The organism is Spirochaeta cellobiosiphila DSM 17781 (genome assembly GCF_000426705.1).
GTDB lineage: Bacteria > Spirochaetota > Spirochaetia > DSM-17781 > DSM-17781 > Spirochaeta_E > Spirochaeta_E cellobiosiphila.
The window spans coordinates 161626-174067 of sequence record NZ_AUFW01000012.1 but is presented as its reverse complement, the minus strand read 5'-3'; the positions used below and the strand labels follow the sequence as shown (position 1 = coordinate 174067).

12 protein-coding genes are annotated in these 12442 nt (G+C 42.3%); 5 read left to right on the top strand and 7 right to left on the bottom strand.

Going from position 1 to position 12442, the window contains the following annotated elements; translation table 11 throughout:
* Window positions 1-30: 30 nt before the first annotated feature.
* Window positions 31-2043, top strand: a complete 2013-nt coding sequence (locus K345_RS0102600; RefSeq protein WP_028972855.1) for an adenylate/guanylate cyclase domain-containing protein — start codon at window positions 31-33, stop codon at window positions 2041-2043.
* Here K345_RS0102600 and K345_RS0102595 read toward each other — a convergent pair whose 3' ends face one another.
* Window positions 2044-2439, bottom strand: a complete 396-nt coding sequence (locus tag K345_RS0102595; protein ID WP_028972854.1) for a hypothetical protein — start codon at window positions 2437-2439, stop codon at window positions 2044-2046.
* Complete coding sequence (locus K345_RS22065) at window positions 2432-3016, bottom strand: pentapeptide repeat-containing protein (RefSeq protein ID WP_053228000.1); 585 nt, start codon at window positions 3014-3016, stop codon at window positions 2432-2434. Before K345_RS22065 ends, K345_RS0102595 begins: the two co-directional genes overlap by 8 nt.
* Before the next feature lie 137 nt (window positions 3017-3153).
* Here K345_RS22065 and K345_RS0102585 point away from each other — a divergent pair, with 137 nt between their 5' ends.
* From K345_RS0102585 to K345_RS0102570, 4 genes are read left to right on the top strand one after another with little or no spacing between them, the layout of a single operon-like run.
* Window positions 3154-4623, top strand: coding sequence for a phytoene desaturase family protein (locus tag K345_RS0102585; RefSeq protein WP_028972853.1), 1470 nt, complete (start codon window positions 3154-3156; stop codon window positions 4621-4623).
* Window positions 4601-5434 (top strand): phytoene/squalene synthase family protein, encoded by an 834-nt coding sequence (locus K345_RS0102580; RefSeq protein WP_028972852.1) that lies wholly within the window; start codon window positions 4601-4603, stop codon window positions 5432-5434. Before K345_RS0102585 ends, K345_RS0102580 begins: the two co-directional genes overlap by 23 nt.
* Window positions 5434-6093, top strand: a complete 660-nt coding sequence (locus K345_RS0102575; RefSeq protein ID WP_028972851.1) for a lycopene cyclase domain-containing protein — start codon at window positions 5434-5436, stop codon at window positions 6091-6093. The genes K345_RS0102580 and K345_RS0102575 overlap by 1 nt, the downstream gene beginning before the upstream one ends.
* Window positions 6090-6806, top strand: a complete 717-nt coding sequence (locus tag K345_RS0102570; protein ID WP_028972850.1) for a tyrosine-protein kinase family protein — start codon at window positions 6090-6092, stop codon at window positions 6804-6806. Before K345_RS0102575 ends, K345_RS0102570 begins: the two co-directional genes overlap by 4 nt.
* On the opposite strand, the gene K345_RS19380 is transcribed toward K345_RS0102570, so the two are convergent.
* From K345_RS19380 to malQ, 5 genes are read right to left on the bottom strand one after another with little or no spacing between them, the layout of a single operon-like run.
* Window positions 6799-8556 carry a putative glycoside hydrolase gene (locus K345_RS19380; RefSeq protein ID WP_053227999.1) on the bottom strand — a complete coding sequence of 586 codons (1758 nt, stop codon included), beginning with the start codon at window positions 8554-8556 and terminating at the stop codon, window positions 6799-6801. The two genes, K345_RS0102570 and K345_RS19380, sit on opposite strands and share 8 nt — an antisense overlap.
* A complete protein-coding gene (locus K345_RS0102560; protein WP_028972849.1) occupies window positions 8537-9571 on the bottom strand; it encodes an A/G-specific adenine glycosylase in 1035 nt (344 codons plus the stop codon). The genes K345_RS19380 and K345_RS0102560 overlap by 20 nt, the downstream gene beginning before the upstream one ends.
* Window positions 9572-9576: 5 nt before the next feature.
* Window positions 9577-10410 (bottom strand): EamA family transporter, encoded by an 834-nt coding sequence (locus K345_RS0102555; RefSeq protein WP_028972848.1) that lies wholly within the window; start codon window positions 10408-10410, stop codon window positions 9577-9579.
* A gap of 9 nt (window positions 10411-10419) precedes the next feature.
* The gene (gene sixA, locus K345_RS0102550) at window positions 10420-10878 is read right to left on the bottom strand and encodes a phosphohistidine phosphatase SixA (protein ID WP_169714748.1); all 459 of its coding nucleotides are present in this window, start codon (window positions 10876-10878) and stop codon (window positions 10420-10422) included.
* 18 nt (window positions 10879-10896) lie between these two features.
* Window positions 10897-12441, bottom strand: coding sequence for a 4-alpha-glucanotransferase (gene malQ / locus K345_RS0102545; RefSeq protein ID WP_028972846.1), 1545 nt, complete (start codon window positions 12439-12441; stop codon window positions 10897-10899).
* Window position 12442: the final 1 nt, after the last annotated feature.

Below are 12442 nucleotides of genomic sequence, written 5' to 3'. Positions count from 1 at the left end.
CAAGGATAAAAAGGCTATGATGTTTTCATTATGAAAAAACATAAGGCCTTTAGAGTAGGTATATTAGAACTGTTTCTGCCTTTATTGTTGGTGACAAGCCTAAGCATTATAACTCTCTTCTATATAAAAACAAAACAGTCCAGTTTAAAACTAGCCAAGATCATCGTTAATTCCGCTTCCAATCGTATTAAAGAAAAGACCATATCCTTCCTGGAACCAGCCACTTCCAGTGTGGCCATATTAGGCGGCATCCTGGAAGGGGATCCTGAATATCTCGACTCTGAGACGACCTTGCGCACAATGTGGGAGCTGGTCAAATCGAATCAGCAAATCTATACCCTGTACATAGCAGATAAAGATGGGAATTTCATCCAGGCACGACAAGAACCGGGACGTGCTATCAGACATATTCTGCGCTCAAAGGGAACAGTCGAGGAGACCTGGGAATTCAAGGATGATGATTACGTAACCATTAAGGAACTTGATAGGGATGGTGCTTATGATCCCAGAAATCGTCCCTGGTATGTGAAAGCTCTCACCTTCAATAAACTCTCCTGGTCAGACCTATACGTATTTAGTTCGAATAGAAAGCCCGGTGTTACAGCCAGTATGCCCGTCACCTTAAGAAATGATAAAAATCTTGTCTTAGGAGCGGATATCACTCTCAGTGATTTAGGACATTTTCTTCAACAGATGAGCTTAACAGAGGGAACACAAATCGTATTAACAACACCTTCCCGACAAATCATCGCTTCTAATCAGACAAGTTTGCTCTATACAGGTGATAAAGAGGATTTTTCCGCTTATACCCTGGATGCATTGGAAGACAAGACACTGGTCAATGCGTACAAAGCATCCCAGGAGAAGGATGATCAGCTCTTATATTTTAAAAGCGATAATCTGACTTATTACACAATCAAATCAAGTTTACCGTCCTCTTTAGGATTCAATTGGAACATCTTGATTGTGATTCCCACAGCTGATGTTCTGGGGCCTATTAAATCGACCCTTTATCTCAACCTGGGAATAAGCTTCTGCCTTCTTTTTATCAGTTTGTTGTTTCTATCTTACCTAAGTAAGAAAATCTCCAAACCCATTATCCTACTGGCTAAGGAGACGGAACACATCAAAGGTTTTCATCTTGAACGTGTGCGCTCTATTGAAAGTCCTTTTAAAGAAGTGCATATCCTCAATCAGTCTATACTCTCTATGACCAAAGGATTAACAGCCTTCGGCAAATACGTTCCTTCAGATATTGTGCGTCAATTAATACAAACAAAGAAAGAAGCCCGATTGGGAGGAGAACGTCAGGAACTCACCCTATTCTTTTCCTCTATTAATGGCTTTACCAAGGCGAGTGAATCATTGACCCCGGAAAGTCTCTTTCTCCATCTATCAGATTACATGGAACAAACCTCCCAGATCATCATGAACCATGAAGGGACCATAGACAAATACATTGGGGATACAATCATGGCCTTCTGGGGAGCCCCGCTACCTCAGGAGAATCATGTCTTTAATGCTTTGAAAGCCTCCCTGGCTCTTCAGGAATTGATTCATACACTGAACTCTCGCTGGTTAGGGGAAGTTAAACCCATTATGGATACACGTATCGGGATTCATACGGGACCTGTAATGGTGGGTAACGTAGGTTCCCGTGATAGGATGAATTATACAGTACTAGGTCATTCGGTGAATATTGCCAGCCGTTTAGAAGGTTTAAACAAATACTATGGAACAGACATCCTCGTTTCTGAAGATACCTATCTAAAGGGACGTGACCATTTTGCCTTTGTTCCTATTGATGATATTCGTTATAATAAGACTGAAAAGATAACCCTGTACTGGTTATTGGGGGAAGGTTATGCGGAGAACTTATCTCCCCACAAAAAGGCGATTCATCATTTATGCTGGAAAGTATACGATGCTTACCACAACCAGAACTGGTCAGAAGCGAGAGCCATATATGAAGAGCTTAGGGAATACCCCTTAACAAAGCCCCTCAGCACGTATATGATCCCCCGCATTGACAGACATAAATAATTAAAAAGCTTTCTTATCGACTAGTATCTTCATAATAAACTGAAGAGTGTCCAAATCAAGGTCCTCAGCAAAATCATTAATAATAGCCCCTAAGAACTGCCAGAAGGAATCTTCCAGAAGACTGGATTCTGGAGAGTATTCTTCATTAAGAAGATCGATCACATCCATAAGTTTGGCTGTTAAATCAAAATACTTATCCCAGTTAGCTTCCCCTTCTGCTATCAACAGGGAAGGTCTAAAGTGTAGATAGATCTCTTTTACAAAATCCTCTGGATAACGTTTAAGACTATCCTTGAAGATAACCCCTACTTCATCAGTTATGTTCGTCAGATTTTCTTGAAATAATCGTTTCTTCAACTGCTTGAGCTGCTGTTCAAATCGATGGGTATTACTCATTGTCCGGTTCCTCATCCAGTTCAAATAATCGGGAATCCTTCTGAAGCTTATGAGCATCCTCTTCCTGCTTCTTCTTGGCGGCTTCTCTTTGAACTTCTTTGTTATAGGCTACTGCACTTTCCTGCATTTCTAATTGCTTAAGCTTACGCCATAGGGGATCGTCTTTATCAAGATCATCGGGAATCTTTGTCTTGGGAATAGCTTTGACTTTAACCTTCCGACCTAAGACAATACCCCTTAGTTCGGTATCCTCAAAAGAAGCGGCTTTGATATTGACTCCCCCAAAGTTAGCCCCTGATAGATTACAACTGTTAAAGGTGGCATCTGTGATATCAGAACCGGAAAAATTAGCACCTGTCAGATCACACTGCTTGAAAAAAGCCCCTTGAAGACGAGCAAAACGCAAGTTAATCTTAGCCAGAGCTTCTGCTTCCAGGATTAATCCTTTGAGGTCAGCCTTAAAGTAAGGGCCCTGCTTACGGACAAATGAATTCCATATACTGACATCACTTTTTTCGATACAGTCTAAGAGCACCTTTAAGTGTTTTCCATTGCCAATGAAATTATCCTGCTCCATATCCCTCCCTCATCTATATAAGAATAGCATTTTTACTGCATTTTACCTCTTTTGTAAAGGTCGTATCAAATCTATATTGCCAAATTACCTATTTGGAATCACACTCTATATAGATTATAGCTTGAAGGAGTGTTTTCATGGATATTATTGTTATCGGTGCTGGTTTTGCAGGTCTTAGTTGTGCAGCTCGTCTAGCCGCTGAGGGTAACAAAGTAACAATACTGGAAAAAAACGAATCCCTCGGTGGCCGGGCCCGGGAATGGAAGACAGAGGGATTTACCTTCGATATGGGTCCTTCCTGGTATTTGATGCCCGAGGTATTCGACGAGTTATTTAAGGACCTTAATCTCAATAGGGAAGATTACTATGAACTGGTAGAATTGGACACTTATTATAAGGTGTTTTTTGAAAACCATCCTCCCCTGACTATATCCAGTGATTTTGAAAATACCTTAGAAGTCTTTCGCTCCCTGGAGGACCAGGGTGACAAAAAGCTCAAAGACTATCTTGATAAAGCAGCCTATAAATACAATGTGGCCATGTCAGAGTTTCTTTATAAGGACTATAAACATATCGGCCAGTTTTTTAACAGAAAGATGATGACAGAAGGTCTGAAGTTGGACATATTCTCACCTCTTGATAAATTTGTATCCAAGTACTTTAAAGATATCCGAGCCAAACAGATATTAGAATATGCTATGGTTTTTCTCGGGAACAGTCCTAAGAATGCTCCTGCGCTCTATAGTTTAATGAGCCATGTGGACTTAAATCTGGGGGTTTATTTCCCCAAGGGCGGAATGCATGCCGTAGCCAAAGGCTTAGCCCGTGTCTGTATGGAAAAGGGAGTAAGCATTCATGTGAATCAGGAAGTCACTTCCTATAAGATGGAGGGAAAGCGTATTCGTTCGGTAGTCACAAGGAATAAAGAATATCCAGCGGATCTGGTGATCATGACCGGAGATTATCATCATGGGGAAACAGAACTTCTTCCTCCCTCTCATCAAACCTACCCTTCCAAGTATTGGAAGAAGAAGACCATGGCCCCTTCTATGCTCCTTGCCTACATTGGAACTAATAAGAAGTTTCCCGAACTGGAACATCATAACCTTTACTTCAGTGAAGACTGGGATGCCCATTTTGATACTATATTCAAGACTAAGACATGGCCTGATAATCCCTGCTTTTACTTGAGTGTGATCAGTAAAACAGATCCTGAAATGGCTCCTTCGGAGGGAGACAATCTTTTTCTCCTCTTTCCTGTAGCTCCCGGGATGGATGATAGTCAAAGAGAAGCCTACTTTGATAAAGCCCTGGCCCATGTGGAACAGCGGACAGGACAAACCATCAAAGATAGTATTATTGTCAAACGTCTCTATAGCCATAGGGATTTTACAGAGGATTATAATGCTTATAAAGGAACCGCTCTGGGTTTAGCCCATACCCTGTTTCAAACCGCAGTCTTCCGACCAGGACATAAGAGTAAAAAAGTCAGGAATCTGTGGTATAATGGACAGTACACTCATCCAGGAGTGGGAGTCCCTATGACTTTAATCAGCTCCAAGATACTAGCTCAGGAGATCAAAAATGAAAGCAAAAGACTTACATAGACAGACTTTTAAGAAGGGAAGTAAAACTTATTTCAATTCCAGTCTGTTCTTCCCCCCAAAGGTAAGGGATAAAGTCTTTATATTATATGGTTTTGTAAGGGTAGCTGACGATTATGTAGATGCCACCCCCCAGCAAGCACAAGAATTCGAAGACTTCTGTCAGGCTTATAATCAGGCGATGGAGGGAAAACCTTCAGGCAATCCGATTATCGATGACTTTGTAGAACTTTGTAAACAGGAAGAGATCCCTCCCCGATGGACAGAAGGTTTTCTTAAGTCTATGAGAATGGACTTAACAAAGACAGAGTACAATACCATCGATGAGACCTTAGAATATATCTATGGATCTGCCGAGGTTATCGGTTTATACATGTCCAAGCTTTTAGGTTTGGAAGAGGCTAGTTATCATGCCGCCCAGATGCAGGGTCGTTCTATGCAGTATATCAACTTCATAAGGGATATTGCAGAAGATATTGATTTAGGCAGACGCTATATTCCTCTTCCCGAAGAAGGGCTTAATAGCTTTGAGGAAGAACATACGAAGGAGCATCCTAAGGAATGGGAGGACTTTCTGGTTAAGGAGATAGATCGGTATAATAAGTGGCAGGCAGAAGCGGAATCGGGCTACCACTATATCCCCTATCGCTATCTTGTTCCTATCAAAACAGCATCGGATATGTATAACTGGACAGCAAGGCGTATGGTGAAGCATCCCTACCTTCTTTATAAGGGTAAGATCAAACCTTCCAAGGGAAGGATTATCCTACAAATTCTCAAAAATAGTATTATCTTATTATTCAGGAGGCATTAATGAGCTTATATATCATTCTCAACATTATCATATTGGGTTCCACACTCATCTTTTCTTTTGATAAAAGAGTGAGTTTTTATAAGGTATGGCCCAAAATGGGATTGATATATCTAACGGTTAGTGTGTTCTTTATTGTTTGGGATATGTGGGCGACTCATCAGGGGCATTGGAGCTTCAATCCCCGCTATACAGGTGTTAAGATTGGGAATCTACCCTTAGGAGAGATTCTCTTTTTTATATCTGTCCCTTATAGCTGTATGTTCCTCTGGGAGATTGTTAATTATTTCTTCCCTAAAACACATAACAGGAAGAAATCCAAATCTATCGTAGTAACAGTTATTGTTATGCTTCTCTTTGCTGTGGCGGCTATTGTCTTCTGGCAGTATGAGTACACACGCACCGTTTGTATAGTGGCAATTCCCCTTCCTTTGCTTTTGTATTTTTACTACCCCTACCCTCTTGTTGACACAAGGTCAATCGTATATTGTGGGGCTATTACAGTAGCCTTTGTTATAACCAATGGAATCTTAACAGGTTTGCCAGTAGTTAATTACGGTGAAGGGCATTATCTGGGACTGCGGGTACTAACTATCCCTGTTGAAGATTTTGTCTACAACTTCTGCCTCATTGGTTATAGTTTGCTGATTAGGATTAAATGAAAGCACATAACATTTACATAACGTCTATGAGGGGAGGTTCAGGCTGTTCCTTAATTGCGGCTCATCTGGCCATTGTCCTGTATCAACACAATAAGAAGGTTCTGGTTGTTGATGGGGACCCTCTGAATCCAACCCAGGCTTTGTATTATCATATTAATGAAAACTACCCCGCAGAAGCTTATCTGACCGAGGGTAAGAGCCTAAGCCAACTCATACAAAAAGGTTTGGGAGGGGTAGATGTTCTGACCAATCTTCATCCTATTAAGAAGAACAAATTCGACTTAACAGCTTTTTATAATAAGCTAGATGATATCAAATCAGAGTGTTCTGGACTTTATGATTATATTGTCTGGGATATTCCTGCCCTGGCTTTTGTGTCTTCTTCCTTTACCTGGAACAAGAGAGATATAATCACCTATGTAGGTAGCCCGGGGGATTTTGCCTATCTATCCCGCTTTATTGAACACTATCGTAGAATGACAACAAAAGGGGATATGACTTATCTGGTTAATGGATATACCCAAAAGGCAGATGTGATCGCCTATCAGGATATATTGGGACAGGACAGTGATGTTACCTATTTAGGTTATGTATCCCATGATGAACAGGGTGTTCAGGAAGCACTCACCAAAGGAATGCTTCTCACCTACAACGAGGAGACTAGCCCTATTATGGAATCTTTGGAACTACTCTCCTCTTATTATCTTACTTAGTCTGGGAGTGATATTCACTCAGATCTTTCTTGACCATATAATAGCGGCCGGAAGCATTCCATAAGAGGAATCCTCCTGCACCGGCCTTCTTATTACCAGTTAATTGTTTGTATAAATAATCCGTATACTCAGGTTCTTCCATTTTAAGTTCTTTATAGATCAGAAAGGATTGGACATAAGGACGAATGAGGGCTTTGTTGTTCACGATTCTCTTGGCCCGTGTTACTCCTGTGAAGTAGAGTTTTTCTCCCCATTCATTGTAACTTTCCTCTCCTCTCATAAAGGCGCCATTAAAGTGACTGGGATAAGTCATAGGACTGATAACGTCTACATAGGAACTGATGCGCTGGATATTCTGGCCTAGATAATCCATGACATACCAACCATTAAATCCAAAGACATCTGTTCCAATAGGAATGGATATATTTTCCCGGCTCTTTTTAAGGAAGGATTCCAGGGCATCCATATAATCCATATTACTCTTCTGATAGCGGAATGTTATGTTCTGGGTAGGCCCTTCTGAGGGAAAACGTATGTAGTCAAACTGTATCTCACTAACTCCGGCAGCTTCCATCTCCTTGGCTATGGCGATGTTGTAGTCCCAGACTTCTTCAGAATATTCATCAACCCAGAACTCCCGCTGTTCTAACTTATCTTCTCCCGTTTCCTCATCTTTGACCTTGATGAAGTGGCCCCAGGGGGCTTTACGGGTCTCATCCCAGAGGGCGTATTTATTATTATCATAGGCATAGAGCTTAGGATCCTTGAAGACCACCACTCTTCCTATCAAATACAGTCCCGCTGCTTTTGTCTTAGCCACTATGGTATCAATGTCCAGGAGGGAATAGAGCGCTTTCGTATCCTTGACCATAGGCAGCTTGGAATTATAAGTGACACGTCCGAGGTCATCTTTGAAGTCAATGACGATAGCATTAAGTCCATGGGATTTGGCAAAGGCAATATGTTCATCTAAATGGGCACTAGCCTGCCATGCAGATAGATAAAGCCCTGCCTTGTCATTGGCTAAGGCACGTCTGGCCTTTTCCTCTGCTGTCAGTGTTAGACCTTTATCCCAGGCCGTAAGCTTAGTAGCCTCACCGTCAGCATATCCGTAATGGCCCCAATCCGTGTCAAAGCGAAGTCCCTCTTTCCAGGAGAGCCCTCTGATTTGTTCATTCAGCGTATACTTTAACTTGTCAAATTGAAAGCTTGTCACATTGTATTTATATAACTCGGATCCTAGTCGGACTGTCATATACAGATTGTCCTGTCCATCAAAGACAAGACTGTCTATATCATCAAAATAACCAGCCCCGGAACTTAACCCTGGAACATGTTCAGAATGATCAGTCCATTTCTTTTGAGCGGCATCAGATAAATACAAACCATGAAAACTGGTTCCTATAGCAATACGGTTCTGACTGTCTATTGCAATAGCCGTTAAGTAAGCCCATCGTCCGAATTGGGAGCGATAAACGATACTTGTCCAGGATTGACCAGCATCGATACTCTTATAGATCCTAAAGGGACTTGTCACATAGATAGTATTAGCATCCACCTGAGCCAAGGAGGTTAGGAGAATAGGCTCTGTCCCGTTAAAGGGATAGATCTGTCTTTGGGGGAGGGTTGTAACAAGGGTTCCCCCGGCCTCTGTTTGTTTATATAAATGTCCTTGCTCCAAATAAAAGTCATTGGACCAGAGACTAAAGTGGCAGAGAACTATAATTAAACTAAGTATGATTTTCTTCATGATGATCGATAGCCCTAAGGGCTTCCTCCAGAATTTTGCGGTACACCGAAGGCATGGGGTAAGTGTTGATTTGATGAAAGGGTACCCATTGACTACCCGGATAAACAACGCTTTTATTATCACTTCGGTAGAGGCTAGGATATAATAGATCTTTGTATTTTGTATAGGTATGCGTACGTTCCTTAAGGTCAAGTAAATGAACGAATCCTGATCTTAGTAGTTCCTCTCCTTTTTCGTAGGGCCGTTGGGGAAAGCCCCACATTCCCCGGAAACGTCCCTGACCAAAGGGAGTGATCAAAAGGGAATCTCCATGAACCAGCAGAAGAAGAGCCGTCTTCTTCGTGGTGATAGTTCGGACTTTCTTCTGAGGGATAGAATCTACCAGGTTCTGATCCAGGGCAGAACAGAGCTGTTGTAAAGGACAGTTATCACATAGGGGGTTGGTAGCACGACAGACTTGCTGGCCCAATTGCATGAGGGCTTCACTCCAAAAGCGGGGGGTCCCTTCTTTACTCCAGGACTCATACATTTGCTGAACCTGGGTTTCAAAGGTCGAGCTCCATTCCTTCTGAAGGAAGAGCCTCATGAAGATCCTCTTCACATTTGCATCCAGGACCAGATAAGCTTTGTTATAAGACATACTCATTATAGCGGAAGCCGTATAAGGACCTATGCCGGGTAGCTTAATCAGCTGATCATATTCCCGGGGCATTCCCCTTTGCTGATCATGTAATAATTGAGCAGTCTTAAGTATATTCCTGGCCCGGCTATAGTAACCTAATCCTTCCCATAACCTAACCACTTCCTGTTCAGAGGAGGAGGCGAGGCTCTCCAAATCCGGGTAGGTCTCCATCCATTTATCAAAGTAGGGAACCACAGCGGTACGGACTGTTTGCTGGAGCATGATCTCTGAGATCCATACTTTGTAGGGAGAATAGTCCTTCTGCCAGGGAAAGAGGACTTTATTCTTATCAAACCAATTTTTGAGATTCTTATAGGGGGATATCAAGGACATAGTTCTTAATATAACAAATAAAGCCCTATCAGACTGGCCCCAAGGAAGATAAAGTTATGGCGATACCATTTTTCCTGCCATATTAAGATTCCTGAGAGAAGACTTCCCAGAATGACTCCGATACCATTAATGGGATAAGCGGCCATACCTGGTATGCTTTTTAACCCTACTAATAAGAATTGAGCCGATCCAAAGTTAAATAAACCAACCACAGCTCCTAACAGAATTCCCACCAGGGTAACCCTTTTTCGCTCTATAACGAACCAGACCAGGGAGATCAGGAGGGCCGCCCCAAAGACATAAAAAAGAAAGTTCTGAGAACCGACGTGAGAGAAGAGTTCCGTTTTGAGCTTAAGAGAAAAGTCACTCAACCCTACCACAATGAATAGTACGATTCCCCAGAGGAGTGCCTGACGAACTTCTTTTGTACTATTACGCCAAGGAAGCTGAGAACCGGCAAAGAGTAATCCCACAAAAATCAAACCAATGGCGATCACCTGAGAAATCCCTAACTGCTCATGGAACAGGATGACCGATCCTATTGTAGGAATAAGGGCAGATAAACGCATGTAGATAGAAGCCAGTCCCACACCTTGTAACTTGATGTTATAACTAAAAAGGAAGAACCCCAGAACAAAAAAGACACCTACAAACGTTCCCATAGCCACAACGGGAAGGGAATAGACAAAAGGGTCTCTGATTAATAAATAAGCGGTTACAGTAGCAACCAGATAATTAACAACGAAAACATGAGATTGGGGAACATGATACTTACTAGCCACTTTGAAAAGATGTCCTAATATGATGGAACAGATAATGGCTAAGAGTAGATAAAACATGAAGAGCTCCTAATTAGTTTCTTTGACGAATAGAATTTGGCCGGCTCCTGCCTCAACTTGATGAGGGAATTGAAGACCAACTGCGGTTGCCGTTCCTAGAGCATAGACCTTATTCTGTCTATCAAGAGCAGTTACAAGATAGCTAAGGTGAGGATTATGTCCCACCAGCATTATCCGCTCTTCCCCATGACTATTAATCTCATCCAGGATATCAAAGATTTCAGAGGAAGGAACCAGATCGGGACTTATATAGAGATGGGATGACTTAACATACTCCTTGAGAAGCTTCGCTGTCTGACTGGCTCTCATGTAGGGACTATGAATAATCACATCGATAGGTTCCTGCTTTTGAAGGAAGGTCCCTAATTGATGGACTTTATCTAGCCCCCTTTGGGTTAGTTCCCGATAATAATCGCCTCGGGAATGGTATGTATCTGCTTCACTATGCCTGACAACAATGAGTTTCATCCCGGCCATACTAAACAATTACTCAGGTAAGCGTCCATATAGTTGTACAAGATATCTTATGCTTCCTGCTAATTCATGATGCATATGATCCTCATACATTCGCCAACCCCAGTTGCCTCCCAACTTACCGGGAAGATTCATACGGCAGTCACTCTCCAGGTTGAGCAAATCCTGCATGGGTATGATGGCATATTGGCACACAGAAGCAATGGCCGCCCGTACAAAGGCCCAGACCACATCCATGTCATTACAAACAAAATAACTCTTAACGTGATCCCTGTCTGCTTCACAAGCTTTATCATACCAACCTCTGGTGGTATCATTGTCATGGGAGCCTGTGTATACCACAGCATTAGGGTTATGATTATGAGGAAGAAAGGGATTCTGTCCATCAGGATCGGAAGCGCTTCCTTCAAAGGCAAACTGAAGAACATTCATACCAGGAAAACCAAAGAAATCCCGTAATTCAATAACTTCCTCTGTGATCTCGCCGAGATCCTCCGCCAGGATAGGTAAGACTCCTAACTTGGAACGGACCTTGGTGAAGAGATCCTTACCAAGAGCTTTTACCCATCGTCCTTTGACAGCGGTTTTTTCTTCAGCAGGAATCTCCCAATAGGCCTCAAAACCTCTAAAGTGATCCACCCGAATGATGTCGACTAGTTCCAGGGTAGCTTCAATACGTTCAATCCACCATTTAAATCCGGTAGATTTCATTTTGTCCCAGTCGTAGAGGGGATTCCCCCAACGTTGTCCTGTGGCACTGAAGTAATCCGGGGGAACACCTGCCACAACAGAGGGACTGCCCTTCTCATCCAGACAGAAGATATCCCTGTGAGCCCAGACATCAGCACTGTCAGGGGCAACAAAGATGGGAATATCACCTATGATTTGGATGCCCTTAAGATTGGCATATCCCTTGAGATCCATCCATTGGCAAAAGAAAAAGAACTGCCAGACTTTCTGAATCTCTATCTCTGATTTCAATTCACTCTTCCATTTTTTGATAGCTAGAGGATCTCTGAGGGCAATATCTTCATCCCAATAGTTACTCCAAATAGCCCCGTCCACCCCTTCTGATTGAGCCTTGGCCTGGAAGTGTTCCTTTAAAGCCATGAAGAGAGCAAAATCATCTAGCCATTTTTTTTTGGACTTGCAAAAATGTTTATAAGCTTCATGTCGTGTTTGTTTGTTTTTATGGCTGAGGAAATTCTCAGCGGCTAAACGTAGCTTGGGGATTTTCCATTCTATGACCTTACCATAATCTATGCGATCTTCCGGAAAATCAGGACGATCAGCCAGATCAATCATGGACAGATCTTCATAACCGACAAGGTTATCTAAACTAATTAATAAGGGATTACCTGCAAAGGTTGAAAAACTGGAATAAGGACTATCACCATACCCAGTAGGGCCTAGTGGTAATACTTGCCAGATGCTCATTCCTGATTGTTCCAGGAAATCTATAAAACGATGAGCTTCGTAACCCAATTCACCGATGCCGTACTTGCTGGGCAAAGATGTAGGATGAAGTAGAACGCCGCAATGCCTATTATGCCTCATG

What these genes read in the sequence shown, in the direction of transcription:
- malQ (WP_028972846.1), bottom strand. Translation starts at nt 12,441, where the DNA reads ATGAGGCATAATAGGCATTGCGGCGTTCTACTTCATCCTACATCTTTG.
- K345_RS0102580 (WP_028972852.1), top strand. Translation starts at nt 4,601, where the DNA reads ATGAAAGCAAAAGACTTACATAGACAGACTTTTAAGAAGGGAAGTAAA.
- sixA (WP_169714748.1), bottom strand. Translation starts at nt 10,878, where the DNA reads ATGAAACTCATTGTTGTCAGGCATAGTGAAGCAGATACATACCATTCC.
- K345_RS19380 (WP_053227999.1), bottom strand. Translation starts at nt 8,556, where the DNA reads ATGAAGAAAATCATACTTAGTTTAATTATAGTTCTCTGCCACTTTAGT.
- K345_RS0102570 (WP_028972850.1), top strand. Translation starts at nt 6,090, where the DNA reads ATGAAAGCACATAACATTTACATAACGTCTATGAGGGGAGGTTCAGGC.
- K345_RS0102560 (WP_028972849.1), bottom strand. Translation starts at nt 9,571, where the DNA reads ATGTCCTTGATATCCCCCTATAAGAATCTCAAAAATTGGTTTGATAAG.
- K345_RS0102585 (WP_028972853.1), top strand. Translation starts at nt 3,154, where the DNA reads ATGGATATTATTGTTATCGGTGCTGGTTTTGCAGGTCTTAGTTGTGCA.
- K345_RS0102600 (WP_028972855.1), top strand. Translation starts at nt 31, where the DNA reads ATGAAAAAACATAAGGCCTTTAGAGTAGGTATATTAGAACTGTTTCTG.
- K345_RS22065 (WP_053228000.1), bottom strand. Translation starts at nt 3,016, where the DNA reads ATGGAGCAGGATAATTTCATTGGCAATGGAAAACACTTAAAGGTGCTC.
- K345_RS0102595 (WP_028972854.1), bottom strand. Translation starts at nt 2,439, where the DNA reads ATGAGTAATACCCATCGATTTGAACAGCAGCTCAAGCAGTTGAAGAAA.
- K345_RS0102575 (WP_028972851.1), top strand. Translation starts at nt 5,434, where the DNA reads ATGAGCTTATATATCATTCTCAACATTATCATATTGGGTTCCACACTC.
- K345_RS0102555 (WP_028972848.1), bottom strand. Translation starts at nt 10,410, where the DNA reads ATGTTTTATCTACTCTTAGCCATTATCTGTTCCATCATATTAGGACAT.